Annotated in this window: 20 protein-coding genes; 3 read left to right on the top strand and 17 right to left on the bottom strand. The window is 39.4% G+C overall.

From position 1 onward, the window contains the following. Position 1: 1 nt before the first annotated feature. The 12 genes from EAX61_RS06295 to EAX61_RS06240 all read right to left on the bottom strand — a co-directional run bounded on the left by EAX61_RS06295 (position 2) and on the right by EAX61_RS06240 (position 10,852). Complete coding sequence (locus EAX61_RS06295) at positions 2 to 532, bottom strand: hypothetical protein (RefSeq protein WP_147448345.1); 531 nt, start codon at positions 530 to 532, stop codon at positions 2 to 4. Positions 533 to 562: 30 nt separating this feature from the next. Next, the gene (locus EAX61_RS06290; RefSeq protein WP_121916843.1) at positions 563 to 1,108 is read right to left on the bottom strand and encodes an RNA polymerase sigma factor; all 546 of its coding nucleotides are present in this window, start codon (positions 1,106 to 1,108) and stop codon (positions 563 to 565) included. Between the two features lie 440 nt (positions 1,109 to 1,548). Next, positions 1,549 to 2,742 carry an ADP-forming succinate--CoA ligase subunit beta gene (gene sucC / locus EAX61_RS06285; protein ID WP_121916816.1) on the bottom strand — a complete coding sequence of 398 codons (1,194 nt, stop codon included), beginning with the start codon at positions 2,740 to 2,742 and terminating at the stop codon, positions 1,549 to 1,551. Positions 2,743 to 2,854: 112 nt separating this feature from the next. After that, the gene (locus EAX61_RS06280) at positions 2,855 to 3,124 is read right to left on the bottom strand and encodes a hypothetical protein (protein WP_121916815.1); all 270 of its coding nucleotides are present in this window, start codon (positions 3,122 to 3,124) and stop codon (positions 2,855 to 2,857) included. A 46-nt stretch (positions 3,125 to 3,170) separates the two neighbouring features. Continuing rightward, positions 3,171 to 3,446 (bottom strand): ATP-dependent Clp protease adaptor ClpS, encoded by a 276-nt coding sequence (locus EAX61_RS06275; RefSeq protein WP_121916842.1) that lies wholly within the window; start codon positions 3,444 to 3,446, stop codon positions 3,171 to 3,173. 33 nt (positions 3,447 to 3,479) lie between these two features. After that, positions 3,480 to 4,346 (bottom strand): 50S ribosomal protein L11 methyltransferase, encoded by an 867-nt coding sequence (prmA, locus tag EAX61_RS06270; protein ID WP_121916814.1) that lies wholly within the window; start codon positions 4,344 to 4,346, stop codon positions 3,480 to 3,482. Beyond that, positions 4,343 to 5,968 (bottom strand): S8 family peptidase, encoded by a 1,626-nt coding sequence (locus EAX61_RS06265; protein WP_121916813.1) that lies wholly within the window; start codon positions 5,966 to 5,968, stop codon positions 4,343 to 4,345. Before EAX61_RS06265 ends, prmA begins: the two co-directional genes overlap by 4 nt. Beyond that, the gene (locus EAX61_RS06260; protein ID WP_147448344.1) at positions 5,968 to 6,486 is read right to left on the bottom strand and encodes a hypothetical protein; all 519 of its coding nucleotides are present in this window, start codon (positions 6,484 to 6,486) and stop codon (positions 5,968 to 5,970) included. The genes EAX61_RS06265 and EAX61_RS06260 overlap by 1 nt, the downstream gene beginning before the upstream one ends. 126 nt (positions 6,487 to 6,612) lie before the next feature. Beyond that, complete coding sequence (gene tpiA / locus EAX61_RS06255) at positions 6,613 to 7,362, bottom strand: triose-phosphate isomerase (protein WP_121916811.1); 750 nt, start codon at positions 7,360 to 7,362, stop codon at positions 6,613 to 6,615. 110 nt (positions 7,363 to 7,472) lie between these two features. Beyond that, a complete protein-coding gene (locus EAX61_RS06250) occupies positions 7,473 to 8,549 on the bottom strand; it encodes an ABC transporter permease (RefSeq protein WP_121916810.1) in 1,077 nt (358 codons plus the stop codon). Positions 8,550 to 8,552: 3 nt separating this feature from the next. Beyond that, positions 8,553 to 10,283, bottom strand: a complete 1,731-nt coding sequence (locus EAX61_RS06245; RefSeq protein WP_121916809.1) for a BT_3928 family protein — start codon at positions 10,281 to 10,283, stop codon at positions 8,553 to 8,555. A gap of 29 nt (positions 10,284 to 10,312) precedes the next feature. Next, complete coding sequence (locus EAX61_RS06240; protein ID WP_121916808.1) at positions 10,313 to 10,852, bottom strand: DUF1599 domain-containing protein; 540 nt, start codon at positions 10,850 to 10,852, stop codon at positions 10,313 to 10,315. 169 nt (positions 10,853 to 11,021) lie between these two features. Between EAX61_RS06240 and folP the strand changes: the two genes are divergently transcribed. Next, entirely contained in the window at positions 11,022 to 11,843 is an 822-nt protein-coding gene (gene folP / locus EAX61_RS06235; protein WP_121916807.1) for a dihydropteroate synthase, read from the top strand. Positions 11,844 to 12,126: 283 nt separating this feature from the next. Continuing rightward, positions 12,127 to 13,134: a 3-oxoacyl-ACP synthase III family protein gene (locus tag EAX61_RS06230; RefSeq protein WP_121916806.1), complete on the top strand. Its 1,008-nt coding sequence runs from the start codon at positions 12,127 to 12,129 to the stop codon at positions 13,132 to 13,134. Positions 13,135 to 13,205: 71 nt separating this feature from the next. Here EAX61_RS06230 and EAX61_RS06225 read toward each other — a convergent pair whose 3' ends face one another. From EAX61_RS06225 to dapF, 5 genes are all read right to left on the bottom strand, one after another. After that, positions 13,206 to 13,862: a peptidoglycan-binding protein LysM gene (locus EAX61_RS06225; RefSeq protein ID WP_121916805.1), complete on the bottom strand. Its 657-nt coding sequence runs from the start codon at positions 13,860 to 13,862 to the stop codon at positions 13,206 to 13,208. Positions 13,863 to 14,384: 522 nt separating this feature from the next. Continuing rightward, entirely contained in the window at positions 14,385 to 15,020 is a 636-nt protein-coding gene (locus EAX61_RS06220; RefSeq protein WP_121916804.1) for a peptidoglycan-binding protein LysM, read from the bottom strand. Positions 15,021 to 15,247: 227 nt separating this feature from the next. Next, positions 15,248 to 16,291 (bottom strand): endolytic transglycosylase MltG, encoded by a 1,044-nt coding sequence (gene mltG / locus EAX61_RS06215; protein WP_121916803.1) that lies wholly within the window; start codon positions 16,289 to 16,291, stop codon positions 15,248 to 15,250. Beyond that, complete coding sequence (locus EAX61_RS06210) at positions 16,292 to 16,816, bottom strand: GNAT family N-acetyltransferase (RefSeq protein ID WP_121916802.1); 525 nt, start codon at positions 16,814 to 16,816, stop codon at positions 16,292 to 16,294. It lies immediately after the preceding gene. Next, the gene (gene dapF / locus EAX61_RS06205; protein ID WP_121916801.1) at positions 16,810 to 17,589 is read right to left on the bottom strand and encodes a diaminopimelate epimerase; all 780 of its coding nucleotides are present in this window, start codon (positions 17,587 to 17,589) and stop codon (positions 16,810 to 16,812) included. The genes EAX61_RS06210 and dapF overlap by 7 nt, the downstream gene beginning before the upstream one ends. A gap of 140 nt (positions 17,590 to 17,729) precedes the next feature. On the opposite strand from dapF, the gene EAX61_RS06200 reads away from it, so the two are divergent. Further along, on the top strand, positions 17,730 to 19,148 hold the full coding sequence (locus EAX61_RS06200) for a trypsin-like peptidase domain-containing protein (RefSeq protein WP_347337923.1): 1,419 nt from the start codon (positions 17,730 to 17,732) through the stop codon (positions 19,146 to 19,148). Positions 19,149 to 19,216: the final 68 nt, after the last annotated feature.

The following is a 19,216-nucleotide window of genomic DNA, read 5'->3' as shown; positions in this document are numbered from 1 at the left end:
TTTATTCTATAAAGATGGAACCATCTTCTAAGTTATTTTCTAAATATTCTACAAGCGCTGCATCCTCTATGTATGCTGTGCTTTCTAGACTTTCAAAGGCATCATCAGTAAGCATATCTCCTAACTCATAATCTGAAAATGCAATGTCTCGGTCTTCCACATAAGCTTCAATTTCGGCAATTTCTAATGAATCAAATGTAGGTGATTCAGCAGTTGACCAAGGGAAAACACTGATAATAACTAATGCTATTGCGGCGATACTAGCAGCGGTCCAGAGCCATTTTTTTGAGTTAAGTTTAATGACCTTGGTGTTTTCTGTGTTATTATTAAGTATGCGCTTTCGCGAAAGCGTACTCATTCTACCTTCAAAACTTTCAAAATAACCCTCTGGGATATCAAAACCTAACTTCGCCTTTCCGCCCAATACTTTTTCTAGAGCAATCTGAGCACTCAGTTCCTCAGCAAAACTATTAAAATAGCCATCTGGTAACTTAAAGTTAGGTTTGTCGTTATGTAAATCTTTAGGTTTCATAATCATATGACATTAAAATGTCCGCAAGGTTTAATTATTCTTTAAATGTTCTGTAATTTTTTTAGTCGCAATATGATAGGAACTCTTAAGTGCTCCAACAGAGGTTTCTAAAATTTCGCTCATCGTTTCATAAGTAATATCTTCAAAATACTTCATTTGGAACACCTGCTGTTGTTTAGATGGTAGCGTGGCAATAGCACGCTGCAGTTTAAGCTGAATTTCGGTACCTTCAAAATAAACATCACTTTCTAGATTATTTATAGTCCTTATCTGCAATTCTTCTGAAGTGATGGATTGCTGTTTTGCTCGTTTATTGATAAAAGTGATAGCCTCATTACTAGCAATACGATAGAGCCAAGTGTATAATTTACTGTCTCCCTTAAACTTGTCTATATTGCGATATACTTTAATAAAGACGTTTTGTAGCACGTCATCCGTGTCATCGTGATTCTTTACGATATTCCGAATGTGCCAATATAAACGCTCCTGAAATTGTTTTACCAGAGTAGAAAACGCGCCAGTATCTCCTTCCTTAAGAAGAGATATAAGACGTTGTTCTGATATTTCGGTCTCTATCACAAGCTTTTGACTAAAGATAGGACTTAAGGTTTAATCTTGTAAAAATTTAATTTAGGCTCAATAATGAATTGTGTAGAGAAATTATATTAAAATTTAACATTTATGATCAAGTTGCTGTATTTGAGTTGTTTAAGTTGTAAATGATATTAAAAACGTCGACGAAATACATATTTAGTATGATGAAATACACAATTTGTTTGTTTTATAAGATTATCCGCATTATATTTACATCATCATTATTGTGAACCCCAATTCATAAGTTGATTTGATTAATAACCTTTAGTATCGAAGCTCCAAACGACGATATTAAAAACCTACTTAACTGAAAAAGGACCATCTAAATTTATTTAGATGGTTTTTTTTATAGAAGTATAGTCCAATAAAAATCCCGCTTTCTTAGTAGAAAACGGGATTAAAAGATATAGTGTTTATAAATTTTATTTGTTCAGCACGGCTTGCACTTTATCTGCAGCCTCTTGAAACTCGATTGCACTTTGTACATCTAGCCCAGAATTATCAATTAATTCTTTTGCGATGTCTGCATTGGTTCCTTGAAGGCGTACGATAATAGGCACATCTATCGTCCCCATATTCTTGTAAGCATCTACAATTCCCTGTGCTACACGATCACAACGCACAATACCTCCAAATATGTTTACCAAGATTGCCTTTACAGCAGGGTCTTTTAGTATCAAATTAAAGGCAGCCTCTACACGCTCTGCATCTGCAGTTCCTCCTACATCTAAGAAGTTTGCAGGTTCTCCACCAGCTTGCTTAATCAGATCCATTGTTGCCATTGCAAGTCCAGCACCGTTTACCATACATCCTACGTTTCCGTCTAGGTCTACGTAGTTTAATCCCTTCTCACCAGCTTCAACTTCTACTGGGTTTTCCTCACGCTTATCACGCATCGCAGCGTAATCCTTATGACGGAAAAGTGCATTGTCGTCCAGAGATACCTTAGCATCTACGGCCATAATCTTATCGTCACTCGTTTTCAACACAGGATTGATTTCAAAAAGTGAGCTATCAGAATTTGTGTAGGCTTTGTAAAGCGCAAATACAAACTTTGTCATTTCTTTAAATGCGGTACCGCTCAACCCTAAGTTAAAGGCAATGCGACGTGCTTGAAAGCCTTGAAGTCCAACGGCAGGATCGATCTCTTCGTGAAAGATAAGATGCGGTGTTTCCTCTGCCACGGTCTCGATATCCATACCGCCCTCGGTAGAATACATAATCATATTGCGACCTGTCGCACGGTTAAGGAGCACAGACATATAATATTCTTCTGGCTCATTATCTCCAGGGTAATATACGTCCTCGGCGATGAGTACTTGGTGAACTTTTTTACCTTCGGCACTTGTTTGAGGGGTTACCAGATTCATCCCGATGATTTTTCCAGCTATAGTTTTTACTTCATCAAGGTTTTTTGCAAGTTTTACTCCGCCACCTTTTCCACGGCCACCGGCGTGTACTTGCGCTTTAATGACGTGCCATCCGGTTCCTGTCTCTTCGGTAAGTTTTTTTGCGGCGTTTACTGCCTCCTCTGGAGTACTTGCCACAAGACCGCGCTGTATGCGCACGCCAAAACTATTTAATATTTCCTTTCCTTGATATTCGTGTAAGTTCATAGTTGAATTTTTAATGCTTAAAAATGCAACACAAAAATAAGCAAAGGAGTAGGGAAGGGCAATTTATTTTTGGGAAATGTTATGACAAGTCGTGTTTCTAAACAAATAATATTTAGAACCCTTTCCCATAAAATTTTGAAATATCAAAATAGTACTGTTTTTCTTTACCATCAGGTGTAGTAGCGGTGAGAATATCATAGGGCTTTTTCTTGTCAAAGACAAGTGCTTGCCCTTTCAATTGACATCCAGAACAGTTTGATCTTACATAGTCGTATTCCTCTGAAATACTCTTGACAAGAATCGCTTTCTCAAAGGAACTACCATCTCTCTTGCTATTATCTATATTCCTAGATGCGCCGCAAGATGCTAAGGTTATACTCAATAACAGTATACTGATTTTTAAAAATTTCGTCATAATAATAAATCATCTACACTATCTCCGCACTCAACCCAGCCTGTAACAACTTAGAACAGCGAGGCTTTAAATCGTCATACTCACCACTTTTTACAGAACATTTCCCTTTATAGTGAACAAGTAAAGCACATTGATGTGCTTGTTCTTCCTCGTGATCACAGGCATAGACAAGTGTGTTTATAACGTGGTCAAAGGTGTTTACGTCATCATTATAGAGTATAATCTCGTGTTTAGGCGTATCCTCTGTCAGGACGTCTAAATCCTCTTGGTATTTTTCTTTCGTAGACATATTCAACTTCATAACAGTACTAAAATAATAAAATTAGTTACGTTTTTCAAACTTACAAGCGACCCAATTATTGCGTTCAAAATTGGAAATAAAATAAAGACTATGCTCATTGCACTTTTCTGAAATGAGCGGAATATCCTCTGTGTAAAATCCGCTTAGTAGCAAGACACCATTGTTCGTGAGACAGTTTGCGTAGGTCGGGATATCTTGTAACAAGATGTTTCGGTTTATGTTTGCGATGATGAGGTCGTATTTTTTTCCTTTAAGCAAGCTTGCATCACCTTCAAGAGCCGTGATGTGTTTCATCCCGTTACGTTCGGCATTTTCGACAGCGTTCAGGTAGCACCAGTTGTCTATGTCTATAGCGTCTATGGGGTGTGCTCCGAGCATTTCGGCGAGGATAGCGAGAACACCTGTTCCAGAACCCATATCCAGTGTTTTTTTATTAGTAACATCCATTTTAAGCAAATGCTTAATCATCATATGTGTGGTCTCGTGATGGCCTGTGCCAAAGGACATTTTAGGCTCTATCACGATATCATATTCCACATCGGTTTTGTCGTGAAAGGGCGCTCGCACCGCACATCTCCCATCTACTTCGATGGGCTCAAAATGCTTTTCCCATTCCTCATTCCAGTTTACTTGTTCAATTTCAATAGCGGTATAACTCACTTTAAAAAGCTTAGATTCCATCAAGTCAACCACAGATAAAATTGTCGAATAATCTTCAATCTCGTCAGCATCTGGAAACGCCTCGTGCTTTTGGATATAGGCAACAACACCAGTTTCATTTTCTACAAAACTTTCAAATCCAGCCTCTCCAAGTTGTGCAATAAGGATATCTGCTCCAGGGTCTTTTGGCGTTACTTCAAAGGTATATTCTAGATAAATCGGGGTCATTGTGAGAAATTTTTACAGTCGTATCTGGCTTTCGGATCAATACCTAAAAAGATACTTCCATTTTCGGAGGGCAAAAGTACAGTTTCTTCTTCGATCTTAATTTCCTCGCGAGCGGTAATGTTGAGGTTTACGCTTTCGCGAAAGCGGACTTCTCGCAATTTTACTTTATAAGGCGCATCCATCGTTAAATCCCATCTAGCAAAATCTTGATTCTGGATCGTTGCATACTCAGAAAACTCCAGCATATTGTGTACCATCTTGACCGCACGTCCCGTGTTTAAAGTACCTGCTCCGTATTTACCATAGTAAGGTTTATTTACATAAATAGAGTCAATATTTGTGGAAGTTAGTTTTATAATACTATCCACCTCGTCTACCGAAAGGCAGGGATTAAGGGATAACATCAAGCCGATAGTCCCCGTAACCAGAGGCGCCGAAGGGGATGTAGCTGGTGATAGATTATATAGAGCCTCGCGCTTATTTTCTGCGTAACGCCCGTATCTGAATATAAAGGTTCCAGGCGCCATAATATCTACCGTGGAGTCTAGGTTATTTATAGAAATTTCATAAAACTTCATTTCCTTAGTCAGGTCATTATCCTTAAAACCACCGTGAGCACCCAGATAGTTTGCCACGTTTGCAAAGTAATATTTACCATTGCGCTCTTCTATCTTTACAGACTCTAACGCATCAGGATTACGATGCTGTATGGAGCCTACATTTATGACCTTATCATAACCGCCGGGATAGTGTATCATTTTCCCTTTGGTTTTATTATACGATTTATTGTGAGGTAGCGAGACCACCACAACACCTTTTGCCGCAAGTTCATAGATAACCTCTTGTGCAGTATCATAGTATCGGGTGCTTCCCCAGCTACAGTTAATGACTCTTGCTCCCGCATTTGCCAGCGTGACAAGTGGTTTGAGCTCTTTAAAGCTACCGTAATTTGCAGTTACGACGCTACAATCGTAACATACACCTGGAATTCCTATCCCATTATCGCCATTTGCCACCGCTGTGGCTCCTACGCTCATCCCGTGTCCGTGGGAATAACTACTTTTTGTAATCTGTTTTGTTTTGCCGGCAAACTCTGGATCGTCTGGGTCTACAATAGCATCAGAAATACCAACGATAATATCTGGACTACCCGTGGTGTAGTACCACGCTTTTGGTACATCTATAAAATCGTAATAATCCAGGAATGCATTTGCACCTAGCCCTTGCCCAGTGACGCTGGTTTGTCCATAATCGTTGGGTTCATAAATCTTGAGACTTTGGGCAGTAAAGCTTTCGCCAAATTCAAAAAGATCAGTCAGTTTTAATAAGTCACTTTGAAATTCTTGCGTTGTCGCAATCCCAAAAAAGGTGCGTTTTAGTTTGTCTCTCTCAGCAAATTTGAAGCCTCGTCTAAAGACTTTTACATTGTGCTTGTTAAACAGCTTTTGCAATCGGGTATCGGTTCCTTCGTAGCTCACCACAGAATCACTTGCTGAGGTTGGAATCTCAATATCATCAGTAACGGCGCGTATGTAAAACCTGTCATCTTGTGCATATAACGATGATAATAACGCTTTCGCGAAAAAGGAAACAACAAGAGCAATTACAAGAGAATACCGCATTAGTCTTCTTTAGGGGTCTTAGTTTCTAGAACTTTTACGCGCTTTAAAAGATTATAATAATTAGCCGAAAGCGAGTCTATGTCTTTTTCCTTTTGAATGAGGTGCAGTGTGAGTTCCTCAATTTTTTGAAGTAGCAATCTATTCATCGCACCGAGTTCAATCCCATCCTTTGCAACCTCGCCCGCCGAAGGTACGTCAGGTAAGTGGCCGTTCGTTTTAATAAATTGCTCAAGCTCGGGCAATGGAGTCAAATCATAACCATCTTCAAAAACAAAATCTGCCCACTCCTTTAAATCTACTTTTACAGACTTTGCGTGTATCTGCCCATTGACCTCCAGCTTATCCTGCGGATTTTTTTGCCCGATGCCTACATTGCCATTTGGCGCAATGATAACGTGGCTAGCACCATTATCAAATAGTGTAACTGAACCGTCTGTATTTTGAGCAGTAATCGTTTGTTGTGTTCCGCAAGATGTAAATAGGAATATAAGGGATGTAAAACCGAGTAAAATTTTCATAGCAGTTATTTTATACATTAAAGATACTGAAAATTGAAACCCATAAAAAAAGAGCCACAATGTGTCGCTCTTTCTTGTTTGTTAGTTTCGTTTATCAAAAGCCAAAAGCCAAAAGCCAAAACTTATTTAAAACGCATTTACGATTGCAAAGAAGTCTTCTGCATTAAGTGAAGCACCGCCTATGAGTCCACCATCTACATCTGGCTTTGAGAAAATTTCTTTTGCATTATTAGGCTTTACTGAGCCACCGTAGAGTATGGCTACATCATCGGCAACGGTTTCGTTATATTTTGTTGCAACAGTCTTTCTAATGAATGCGTGCATATCTTGCGCTTGCTCAGGAGATGCGGTTTCACCAGTTCCGATGGCCCATACAGGTTCATAAGCAAGAACAATATGTTTCCAGGCATCTGCTGGGAGATGAAAAAGGGCGTTTTTGAGTTGGCTTTCCACAACGTCAAAGTGTTTTTCTCCTTTTCGTTCTTCTAGTTCTTCTCCGAAACAGAAAATTACGCGCATTTCATTTTCGAGAGCTGTGTCTACTTTTTTGGCAAGGAGTTCATCGCCTTCGGCAAAATAGGCACGGCGCTCGCTGTGGCCTAAAATGACCGTTTCTACACCTACGCTTTTAAGCATCCCTGCGCTTATTTCCCCAGTATAAGCACCACTTGTAGCTTGGTGCATATTTTGGGCGGCGACGGTAATTCCGCTTTCGCGAAAGCGTTCATAAGCCGCATACAAACTAACATACGTAGGAGCCACGATAACCTCTGCCGTTCCTGTATTTTCTTGTTTTTTAAGTTCCTCTGCCAGCGCAATAGTTTCTGGGAGATCCTTGTTCATTTTCCAGTTTCCGGCTACTATATTTTTTCTCATAATGTTCTATTTTGTACCACAAAGGTAAGTGTATTGAATTATTTAGTTTTGTTATTGGAGTAGATGGTGTTTCATTCAATTTTTTAGAAACGAGCTTAAGTTTAAGTTAATCAATTCATTCTAACTTTTGGATCTAACCAGCCGTAAATGACATCTACCAGAATATTAATCAAGATAAAAAGGGTTGCGATTATAAGCACCGCTCCAGTAATGATAGGGAGGTCTTTGGTATTAAGTGCATCTACTATTTCTTTTCCTAAACCGTTCCACCCAAAAATATATTCTACAAAAACGGCTCCCGCAAGCATCGAGGCAAACCATCCCGAGACCGCGGTAACAACAGGATTTAAAGCGTTTTTTAAAGCGTGTTTTTTTATAATCTGTATGGAGGATAGTCCTTTTGCTCTCGCAGTACGGATGTATTCTTGATTATAAACTTCAAGAAGCGAATTGCGCATCAGCTGTATTACCACCGCTAGCGGTCGTATTCCGAGGACAAAAGCAGGCAGAATCAGATTTTTCCATTGGATGGTCACTCCTTCGCCAAAATCATCCATAGCATACAAACTTCCTGTCATATTGAGATTTGTGTACTCATGTAACACATACCCAAAAAGCCAAGCAAAAATAATGGCACTAAAAAAACTAGGGACACTCATCCCAAACGTGCTCACCACTTGTATCAATCTATCTACCCAAGTATCCCGCATTTGCGCAGAGACAATCCCCAAAATAATTCCTATTATAATCGCAATGGTAATAGCGCTTACAGCCAGAACAACGGTGTTGGGCAGGGTTTCTGCAATCACTTCTGAGACAGGTTTACCAGTTTTTTGAAAGCTTTCTCTTAGGTAAGGACGTTTTAAAACCGTTGTCCATTTTCCTAGGGTAAAAAGTTGCGCTTCTTTATATTTATTGTCAGCTAGAAACGTGTAATGACTTTCATTAGTCTTATGAAAAGAGATAGGGGAGAGGTCGTTCAGGTAATAGAGGTATTGAGTCGTAAGTGGTTGGTCAAAACCATATTTCTTGCGAACTTTAGCTAGCGTTTCCTCATTTTGATTTTGATCCAGCATCATCTTTGCTGGGTCGTCTGGTAAGGCATTGAGTAATAAAAAAATAACGGTCACCACGCCAAACAATGTTAACAGCGCATACCCTAATTTCTTTAATAGATAACCTGCCATAAATTATTTTGTAGACGCGATGCGACGCTGTTCGGCTTCTTGTAGAGAGATGTTCTCAAAATTAAAATCCTCTCCAAATAAATCAGAAGCATATTCCTCAATGGTTTGGTTAAAACCTGCTTCGGCGCGCCTTTCATTTACTTCTTCCGGATTCTCAATGGGCCAAATAAACGATGGACTACCGCCATATGTCATTCCTTGTGTGCCATATTTTTGGGGTTTGCCCTCATTCATAAGATAGCGGTCTTCCATCATTGCAACTAGCGTAAACGGTAGTTCGCCGTTTTTTCCAGCCTCTTGCATAAGCGGTAAATATGTTGGAATTTCTTCTGGATTGTGCTGTATTACATACCAAGCAGAGGTATTCGTCGGTTCGCCTACAAGAGTCTTACCTGGATAGCCGTGCTTTGCTATAATGCGCTTTACCATTTTGAGGCTCATTGTGTCTATAGCAATCTGACGCTCCCAGAGATTACCGGTGTAATCCTCGGGTTGTAAGCCCATTTGCTTTCCCATTTCTGCTCGTTCGGCCTCGTCGTTTGTTTGCATTAACTTACGATATCGCTGGTCGAGCACGGCGATACTGTCTAAGGTAAATTTGAGATCAACGTCTAATTTAGGATTTGCAGTAGGTAGTTCTTTAAGTTCTAAATCTTCGGCGTCGTTGTAGTGTAGCTTTTGGATGATGGTTCCTTTATTCAGACTTACAATTCCTGGATTGGAGCGAATAATGGTTTTAAGAACCGTCTCATCTGTAAAGTAGAAGTCAAATGGGAGTTCGTACGCTTTCGCGAAAGCGTTATAAACATCCTCACCGCTACTCGTCATTCCTATCACGGTGTAACCAGCTTTCATCGCGCGCTCTACCGCCCGCTTAATGTTACCGTAACCCTCGGTCTCTGTTTTGTCTATGTTGTAGGCTACGATGACGATAAGGTTTTCCATTTCTAGAAATTTGGTCGTGTAATCTTGACCGTTTTTTTCTATCGTAAAGTCGTGTACAGGTGGCTCGTAACCTTCTTGAACCAGGCGGGTTTCATACCCTATAAATTTGCCTTCTACCTGTGGATAACCGCCAGTTGTTGTAATGATTTGTTCTTCCCCATCTATATTAAACTTCCAGTCATATTCAAAAATGGCTTCTGGAGCACCTTCAGGAATTTTCATTCCCTCGGCGATGTTATTTCCAACTTTATAGGCTCTAAAATCGAGCCAAGGCAAGTGCATTAACACATAATAGCCAAAGATCATTGAGGCAAAAAATGCAACGAAAACAATAATACTACGCGCCGTCTTACTAAAAAGAGGGGTAATATGCTTTTGGAAAAGCATTAAGAAGATAATAAGAATGAGCAAAATCACATCCTTGATAAATGACTCCCAAGGCACGAGCGGAATAGCATCACCAAAACATCCGCAGTCCGTAACTTTATTAAAATAAGCAGAGTAGAAGGTGAGAAAGGTGAAAAATGCAATCATCGCTAGCAATAGCCAGAGCGTAATTTTTTTGGCATATCCTATGAGTAGGGCAACACCCAGCAAAACTTCGACTACCACAAGGATAATGGCCATAAGAAGGGCATAGGGCGATAAAAATTCGAGATTGAGAACTTCTGGACTAAAATATTCCTGCAACTTGTAGCCAAAACCCACAGGGTCATTCAGTTTTATAAAACCGCTAAAAATAAAAAGGACACCCACAAAAATGCGAGCAATGGTTACGAGTATTTTCATAAGTACTACCGCTATGCGGTATCATTTAATTAAACTTCTTCCAGTAATATTAGAGCAAAAACGGCGTAATTTATCATATCCTGATAGTTTGCATCTATTCCTTCTGACACCAGCGTTTTTCCTTCATTATCTTCAATTTGCTTTACACGAAGCAGTTTTTGCAAGATTAAATCTGTGAGAGAAGAAACTCGCATCTCACGCCAGGCCTCGCCGTAGTCGTGATTTTTTGCTAGCATTAACGCTTTGGTTTGGGCAATCTTTTCATCGTAAGCTTTAATCGCTTGCTCAAGGTTTAAGTCAGGTTGCTCGACAACTCCTTTTTCTAATTGTACGAGTGCCATCGCACTATAATTTATGATACCTATAAATTCAGAAACTTCGCCTTCATCTACTTTTCGTTCTGCATTTTGCTGTAATCCACGTATGCGCTGTGCTTTAATAAAGATTTGGTCCGTAAGGCTTGGAAGCCTCAAGATGCGCCACGCGCTACCATAATCTTTCATTTTGTTGGTAAACAATGTTCTACAAGTTGCGATTACTGCATCGTATTGCGCCTCCGTGTCTTTCATAGAATTCTGTGGATTTGTTGTAAATTTCGCTTAAAATAGGCAAAGTAAAAAATGCCTTGAGAAGTTTGTTGAGTGTGATGGGTTACGCTTTCGCGAAAGCGTACTCAAACCCATTAAGAACCTACAAAGTAGACCAAAACAGCCGAAGGACAATCATCAAAATTTCCAAATGACCATAAACTGCAAAGGAACTTTAATAGACTTAGATACTCCCAAGGTGATGGGTATCCTGAACCTTACCCCAGATTCTTTTTACGACGGTGGGAGCTATGAAAAGATGGACGATGCGCTCAGTCAAGTGGAAAAAATGCTCAAAGAAGGAGCAACGTTTATAGACGTGGGTTCATACAGTTCAAGACCTGGAGCAGTTCATATCTCAGAAAGCGAAGAACTAAATCGCCTAATTCCCGTTGTTCAAAAATTGGTTGAAAATTTTCCAGAGATTCTGCTGAGCATAGACACCTTCAGGGCTAGAGTTGCAAAAACTGCTATTAACGAAGGTGCATCTATCGTAAATGATATAAGCGCAGGAAATCTAGATGACGAGATGGTGCAAACGGTAGGGGAGTTGCGTGTTCCCTACATAATGATGCATATGCGTGGAACACCTCAAACTATGAAAACGCTAACGCATTACAAGGATGTGACTAAGGAGGTGATTCAATATTTCAGCGAGCGTATTGCGGTTGCTCGGTCTCATAAAATAAATGATGTCATCATAGATCCTGGTTTTGGTTTTGCCAAAAACACAGAACAAAACTTTGAATTATTAGCTCAGCTCAATCATTTACAAATGCTTGATGTCCCTGTATTGGCTGGTCTCTCAAGAAAGTCAATGATTTATAAAACCCTAAATGTAACCTCGAAAGATGCACTCAACGGAACAACAGCGCTAAATATGGTTGCATTGCAAAAAGGCGCTAAAATTTTAAGAGTACATGATGTGAGGGAGGCGGTAGAGTGTGTAATGTTGTACGAAGCCCTGTCTTAGATTATGGTCTTTGATTAACAAATGTTTCCAGGATTGCGACTTGTATACAATAGATCCTTTTAGAAAATGACATCTCTTTCTTAAAGGATTTGTGCAAACTATTTTAAGTGAGATTTAATAGCATACTTTACTATGCTAGCATAGTAAAGTATTTCTAGGTGCTTTTGCAAGATTATGTAATACTTTATATTTACGGGATGTATTTGAGAGACGCCTCTCCACACGATCGATGTGTTTTTAAATCAAATGGCAAACTCAAATACAACTTTAAACACACCTATATATGTATAATTCTCGTATCGCCGGTTTAGGCAAATATGTTCCTGAAAATGTAGTGACTAATGATGATCTATCCAAACTTATGGATACCAACGACGCTTGGATACAGGAGCGTACAGGTATTAAGGAGCGTAGGCATATTAAAAAAGGGGATGGTAATTCTACTGCAAGAATGGGAGCAAAAGCAGCTGCTATTGCTATAGAGAGAGCAGGATTAACTAATAAAGACATAGATATGATTGTTTTTGCTACGCTCAGCCCAGATTATTATTTTCCAGGCTGTGGTGTCCAAGTACAACATATTATGGAGATGGATACCGTTCCCGCGTTGGATGTGCGTAATCAATGCTCTGGATTTATATATGCACTGGCAACCGCAGACCAGTTTATAAAATCTGGAATGTATAGAAATATTCTTGTTATCGGGTCCGAAAATCATAGTGGCGGATTAGATTTTACCACTAGAGGTCGTTCTGTTTCGGTAATATTTGGAGATGGTGCAGGTGCAGCGGTGCTCACAAGAGAAGAAGATAGTGCAAAGGGTGTCTTATCCTCCCATTTACATAGTGAAGGAGCGCATGCGCTTGAGTTATCTCTAAAGGGCCCGAGCACGGAGCAATGGGTTCCTGAAATTATTGAGAAAAATCCGCAAGAGGATATTCCTTACTATCCTTATATGAATGGTCAGTTTGTGTTTAAAAACGCAGTAGTACGATTTTCTGAAGTAATTATGGAAGGGCTTGCAAAAAATAACCTCACTCCAGAAAATATAGATATGTTGATACCGCATCAGGCAAATCTTCGTATTTCTCAATTTGTACAAAAGAAGTTCAAGTTGGCAGATGACAAAGTATATAATAACATCCAACGCTACGGAAATACCACGGCGGCGTCTATTCCTATTGCCCTTACTGAGGCTTGGGAAGAAGGAAAAATAAAAGAAGGAGATACGGTTGTGCTTGCTGCTTTTGGAAGCGGATTTACTTGGGCGAGTTCTATTATTAAATGGTAGCATAGACTAATCTAAAACTAAAAAGCCGCTAGAACTAAATCTAGCGGCTTTTTAGTTTTAAAATCGACGGCTTATTTGTGAGCCACTCTCGCTTTTTTATTAGCTTTAATAAAAGAAACATCATACCCAGAAAAACGCTTCATATAACTGCGAATAGATGTACCAAACGCGTCGCTAAATCCGTTTTCGCCGCCAGAGCGCAAAAATTTCTTTACGCTTCCTGGTCCTGCAAGGTGCGCAGCAGCAAGGATGCCAGATTCGGTCACTTTTACACCGCCTATCCATTTTCCTTTAAATCGTTTAATATCTTTTCTTAGAACCCATTTATTACGAGAAGCATTTGCTACAAAGGCTTTCTCCTGTAACAACGGATTTTTCAAAAATGATTTTTTGTTTTTTACACCAAGAAGGTCAAGGGTAGAACTTCCAAACTGGTATTTTCCCATATATCCGAATTGGTTTACGACAAAATAGTCTCCCTGAGATTCTTTAAAAGCTAGTGCTTCTTTAAAACCTACAAATAAGTTGCCAGCAAATGGAATAGGTGCAGCAAGTGTAACGATAGGTAATGGGTTTAACTCTTCCTGAGTAGGAACAGTGTACTGAAGGTTTAATCCTTCAGTTGAATAATCAGAGAAATTAATTTCCTTTTTCTCAGATCTATTTCCTAGTGCAATAAGTGCTATCATAAATGGAAGCACGGTGAATTTAACCAGGTTTCGTATCATATAAACGATTTTCGACTGCCAAGGTTGCTTAAAATTAACCTCTTCGGGTGCTGTCTATTTCGGCGTGCAAAGGTACAACTTTAATTGAATCTAGCAAATATTTTCGTTCACAAGCTCAATAAGCTGTCAAACTACGCAACTAACTGTAATTGTTGCACTTGCAATCTTCTTGATATACAGATCTACTTCAATTTACATTTTTGCCGAATGACCTTGCCACTATATGCATCACCTCACACCTCACTAACAATCTATTTTATGCAAAATTAGATGGGGATTTCCATATAATTGAACTGGCTAACAAATATTTAACAACAGGCTATAGAGTGGTGGGAAAAGAAATATTGGGTGGAATAATGTTGCGTTTTGCGCTCTTGAAACAGGTTTAGAGTACATTTCGCGAAAGCGATCAACATATTATAAAAAAGAAAACCCGAGACTGTGCTCGGGTTTTGGGTAATTACTATCAAAATACATTTGCTTTTTGTTATTACATAATGCAATACAAAACTTGAATGTATCTTATGAAACTTTTGCATTAGCATTTGCGGGAACGGTTGAAGTATCGTAATCTTTAAAGTGATTCAGATATTTCGTTAAGGGTACATTATTTGCGTCCGCAAAAATGTACTCACCGTTTGTCTCAAGGAATTTTTTAACATTTCCTGCACCGCAAAGGTGTGCTGCTGCTATAAGTCCACTTTCGGTAACTTTTACGCCACCTATTGTCTTACCATTGTAGGTTGCAATGTGATTGCGTAAGACAAACTTGTTCTTTGCTACAAGCGCATCAAATGCAGCTTCTTGTAACAAAGGCGATTGCATAAATTGCTTTGAATTTTTCACTCCTACCCATTTAAGGGCAGATTTTCCAAACTGGTATCTACCTTTATACCCCAGTCTATTCACTGCAAAATAATTACCGCTGGACTCGCTAAAAGCAAGAGCTTCTTTAAAGCCTAAATATGTTTTTCCTAAAGTTAGGCTGGTATGCCCACCAGGAAAATCACCTTTTACTTCCTCAATTGAAGGCACATCATACGATGATGGCTCAAATGAAAAATCGGCTATAGTTTTACTATTATTCATTGTGAAACCTGAAAACGTCATAAACGCAACAGGAAGTAAAACTAACAGTAGTATATAACGTCTCTTCATATTAATGAGATTATTAAATTATAATTACCTGCCACCTCGTGTGGCAAAGTCCTCAATGGAGGTCATAAGCCCTTGGGCTAATGGTTATATACATTGTATGTTAAAGAACATATAGTTCGCATTATCAAAAGCCCTAAGGCTCTCTCATTGAACTAGTCGTAATATAAAACAAAATGAGAGCTCACAGCTCTCATTTTTGAAACGTTAACGGTTGTATTAAGAGGAGTTTAACGATTGATCCCCTGAGCACTTATCCAGCGTTTATATGCGGCGCTGTTTGCATTGTGCTGCGACAGTGTCTTTGCAAACTTGTGGTATCCAAAGTTTTCAACATCTGCCACAAAATAGTAATAATCGTGTTTCTCAGGATTCAGCACCGCATCTATAGCCGTGACATCTGGCATAAATATAGGGCCTGGAGGAACACCAGCATTTCTATACGTATTGTAAGGAGAGTCTGTTTCTAAATCTTTATACAAGACTCGCTTAATTACTTTGTTCCAATCGTTTTCATTCTTTTTTACGGCAAAGATTACCGTAGGGTCTGCATCTAGTTTTATTCCCTTTCTCAGTCTATTCAGATATACACCAGCAACTCTGGGGCGTTCATCATTTTTTGCAGTTTCTTTTTGTACAATGGAGGCAATGCTATAAACTTCGGCGGGAGTTAGATTAAGTGCTTTTGCTTTTGCTTTTCGAGCATTGGTCCAGAAACGGTCATATTCTTTTGCCATTTTTGCTCTAAAGCCTTGCGCATCTGTGTTCCAGTAGACTTCATAACTGTTAGGAATATACATCGTGAGTGCAGTATCTTCATTAAGACCGCGTTCAGAAAGGTATTCCGTATCGAGCATTGCCGTAATTAATGAAAGGCTATCTGCTTCAATTTGATTTGCAATACGCCCCGCAAGATCTTCTATACGTTCTTGATTATTAAAAGCAACCTTGACAGGTATGTTTTTACTGCGTATGGAATTAATGATTTCATTATTGTTCATTCCTTTTTTTATAATGAAATGACCAGATTTTACATTACCAGTATATCCTTTTTTTTCTGCAACCTTGACAAAACTTTCTGGATCCTTTAACAAGGGCTCAATATCTTCCAATACATCTTTAAAGGTAGTATTGCTACCTACATAAAGATGGGCTTCTTCGTTATTGAATGCCGTATTATCTGTAAATATGGCATCATACACATTATACGCAAAAATTGCTCCCACAAGAACTCCGATAACCGCGATGGCAAGAATGATACGTTTGATATACATTTATAAAATATGTTGATATAATAATTCGTCTATAAAATCTGTTCCGGACCGTCTCCAGTCTTTTTTAATTCCTATGAGCTCAAATCCTAGTTTCTCAAAGAGCCTTATACTGCTTGGGTTGTCTGCACCTATATTTGCAAAGAGTTGGTGCAATTGCAGGTGTTTTTTGCAATACTTCAATAGTAATTGAAGCGCTTCTTTTCCGTACCCTTGACCACGGTCATCAGTACTTTCAATCACAATACCTACTCCAGCTCTCAAGTTGAGTGGGTCAAAATCAAATAAATCAATAAATCCTACAAAGGCATCTGTAGTTACATCACATATTACTAAGCGTAATTGTTTCACCTCGTAAACATCACGATGGGCGTTGTCTACATATTCCTTAATACTGTGTACGGAGTAGGGTGTAACGGTCTCACTAAGATGCCAGAGCTTTTCGTCATTCTCAATACGATGTACGTGAGTGAGGTCCTCTGGCTCCAGCGCTCTGAGCTTTATATGTTCGCCTTGCAATGTTAACATTCCCAAGTTCCTTTAAAGACAAGTTGTGCCGGGCCTATAAGATAAATATTGTGGTACCCATCCTCGTAAGGTTCAAAGCTCACATAGAGCTTACCGCCTTCTACTTGAAGTTCTATTTTTTTAGAATGTGTCTTTCCTTGTTTGTGCATCGCAAGCGCCACAGCTGTTACTCCTGTGCCGCAACTTAAAGTTTCGTCTTCCACACCGCGTTCATAGGTCCGTACGGCAAAAGTATCCTCTTGAAGCGGTGTGACGAAATTTACATTACTTCCCGCCGCTCCATAAAGGCTGCTGTATCGTATGGCTGCACCTTCTGCTTTTACATTTATGTTTTTTACGTCTTCACACAATTCGATATGGTGCGGGGAGCCGGTGTCAAGAAAAGTGTATTCGGCAGTAGATTTTATATTATTTACATCCTGCATTTTTAGATACACGATATCGCCCTTAATCTGCGCCTCGTGCAAGCCATCTATGGCCATAAAAGTTGTGGAGTGGGATATGAGGGATAACGCTTTCGCGAAAGCAACAATACATCTCCCCCCATTACCACACATCGAGCTTTCATTCCCGTCTGCATTATAATACACCATTCGGAAATCGGTATCTCGATGATTTTCAAGCAGTATCAATCCGTCTGCTCCTATGCCAAATTTTCGGTCACACATCCTCGCAATGAGTTTGGTATCATTTTTGGCAAATAATTCCTGTCGGTTATCTATGATGACAAAGTCATTTCCGGTTCCTTGATATTTTGAGAAAGGGATTGTCATGAATTATATATGATGAGCGACAAAAATATGAAATTAGGATATGGCAGGTGCTGTTAAAAGGCAGTTAAATGTGAATAACGCGCATACGATTATTTTAATTTTATGAGTTAGAACATGTACCTAAAACTTAAATGAAATTGATGATGAAAAAATTAGCAGGTTCACTTACAATCGCCATTCTAGCAGGCGTAATAACGCTAGGTTCTTATAAATTATTTATAGAAAAAGAAGAAACAACACATATTGAAGCGGTAACACCTATAGCCGCTCCAGCATTTGTGCAAGCTTCTTATAATCCTAATAATGCAGCTGCAGAGGGTATAGACTTTACGGTAGCAGCAGAGAAAACTCTCAATGGCGTAGTACACGTAAAAAATATGCAGGAGTATGTGCGCCCTCGTAATATGATGGAGGCAATGCGTGGCACTGGCGAGAGAGGCCAGGGGATCGTAGGAGCAGGTAGTGGCGTCATCATAAGTGCAGACGGCTATATCGTGACAAACAATCACGTAATAGCTGGTGCGACAGAGGTCGAGGTTGTTCTTAATGATAACAGAAAATTTAAGGCCGAAATCGTAGGGCGCGCTGAACAGGCAGATATAGCCTTGCTCAAGGTTGAGAGCGACAGGGATTTTCCCTATATCACCTTTGGTGATAGTGACGCGGCCAAGGTAGGAGAATGGGTGCTCGCTGTAGGAAATCCTTTTAACCTTACATCGACGGTTACTGCAGGAATCATCTCGGCAAAAGCTAGGGATATAAACGAGTATGATATGAATAATCAGTCCTTTATCCAGACTGATGCAGCTATTAACCCTGGAAATAGTGGAGGAGCCTTAGTAAATACAAAAGGAGAGCTTATCGGGATAAATACGGCCATCACGTCAAAAACAGGATCTTATGTAGGATATGCTTTTGCCGTTCCATCTAACAACACACGTAAGATTGTAAATGATTTATTAGAGTATGGTTCCGTACAGAAGGGGATACTTGGAGTTCAAGGAGGACCAGTTACTCCTCGTCTTAATAAAGAATACGATCTCGGGACTACCGAAGGATTTTACGTAGCAGGAGTAGAGCTGGAATCTGGAGCACAGAAGGCTGGGATACAGAAAGGAGATGTTATAAAAATGATCGATAACATTAAGATTAGTAAGTTTTCTGACCTTACGGGTTATGTAAATACAAAGCAGCCTGATGATATTGTAAACGTAAGTGTTCTACGTAACAATCGTGAGATTACACTACCCGTAAAGTTGTTTAAATCTCCCACATATGAGCTTAGTAAACTAGGTGTTGAGGTTAAAAATGCTACAGATGCAGACTTAAAACGTTTTGGAGCAGACCAAGGTGTTGTCATAAGCAGGTTGATTAATCCAGACTTAAGACGCGCTAGTTACCAGCAACTAGTAGGAGCCATCATTGCGGAAATTGATCAGACCAAAGTAAGCAACGTGGACGACGTTTCGGAAGTAATGAAAACGAGAGACCCTAACGAGCCTATAAGTATTGTAGTTATTATCAATGGAGAACGTAATCGTTTTATTTTTGAAGATTAGTTAGCTTCTTAATAGTATAAGTACGCTTTCGCGATACGCTGAAGACGTATTTATAAAAAGCGTAATAC

The sequence above is a fragment of the Dokdonia sinensis genome, assembly GCF_003688895.1.
Classification (GTDB): Bacteria; Bacteroidota; Bacteroidia; order Flavobacteriales; family Flavobacteriaceae; genus Dokdonia; species Dokdonia sinensis.
The sequence above is the reverse complement of the archived record's forward strand: the minus strand, read 5'-3'. Positions and strand labels throughout refer to the sequence as shown.

Bases quoted from the DNA above. Each gene is read 5' to 3' on its own strand.
- EAX61_RS06245 (WP_121916809.1), bottom strand. From the start codon at position 10,283: ATGAAAATACTCGTAACCATTGCTCGCATTTTTGTGGGTGTCCTTTTT.
- EAX61_RS06275 (WP_121916842.1), bottom strand. From the start codon at position 3,446: ATGTCTACGAAAGAAAAATACCAAGAGGATTTAGACGTCCTGACAGAG.
- mltG (WP_121916803.1), bottom strand. From the start codon at position 16,291: ATGTATATCAAACGTATCATTCTTGCCATCGCGGTTATCGGAGTTCTT.
- EAX61_RS06210 (WP_121916802.1), bottom strand. From the start codon at position 16,816: ATGTTAACATTGCAAGGCGAACATATAAAGCTCAGAGCGCTGGAGCCA.
- EAX61_RS06220 (WP_121916804.1), bottom strand. From the start codon at position 15,020: ATGAAGAGACGTTATATACTACTGTTAGTTTTACTTCCTGTTGCGTTT.
- EAX61_RS06260 (WP_147448344.1), bottom strand. From the start codon at position 6,486: ATGAAAATTTTACTCGGTTTTACATCCCTTATATTCCTATTTACATCT.
- EAX61_RS06250 (WP_121916810.1), bottom strand. From the start codon at position 8,549: ATGGCAGGTTATCTATTAAAGAAATTAGGGTATGCGCTGTTAACATTG.
- EAX61_RS06225 (WP_121916805.1), bottom strand. From the start codon at position 13,862: ATGATACGAAACCTGGTTAAATTCACCGTGCTTCCATTTATGATAGCA.
- EAX61_RS06200 (WP_347337923.1), top strand. From the start codon at position 17,730: ATGATGAAAAAATTAGCAGGTTCACTTACAATCGCCATTCTAGCAGGC.
- EAX61_RS06230 (WP_121916806.1), top strand. From the start codon at position 12,127: ATGTATAATTCTCGTATCGCCGGTTTAGGCAAATATGTTCCTGAAAAT.
- EAX61_RS06295 (WP_147448345.1), bottom strand. From the start codon at position 532: ATGAAACCTAAAGATTTACATAACGACAAACCTAACTTTAAGTTACCA.
- tpiA (WP_121916811.1), bottom strand. From the start codon at position 7,362: ATGAGAAAAAATATAGTAGCCGGAAACTGGAAAATGAACAAGGATCTC.
- dapF (WP_121916801.1), bottom strand. From the start codon at position 17,589: ATGACAATCCCTTTCTCAAAATATCAAGGAACCGGAAATGACTTTGTC.
- folP (WP_121916807.1), top strand. From the start codon at position 11,022: ATGACCATAAACTGCAAAGGAACTTTAATAGACTTAGATACTCCCAAG.
- EAX61_RS06265 (WP_121916813.1), bottom strand. From the start codon at position 5,968: ATGCGGTATTCTCTTGTAATTGCTCTTGTTGTTTCCTTTTTCGCGAAA.
- prmA (WP_121916814.1), bottom strand. From the start codon at position 4,346: ATGACCCCGATTTATCTAGAATATACCTTTGAAGTAACGCCAAAAGAC.
- EAX61_RS06240 (WP_121916808.1), bottom strand. From the start codon at position 10,852: ATGAAAGACACGGAGGCGCAATACGATGCAGTAATCGCAACTTGTAGA.
- sucC (WP_121916816.1), bottom strand. From the start codon at position 2,742: ATGAACTTACACGAATATCAAGGAAAGGAAATATTAAATAGTTTTGGC.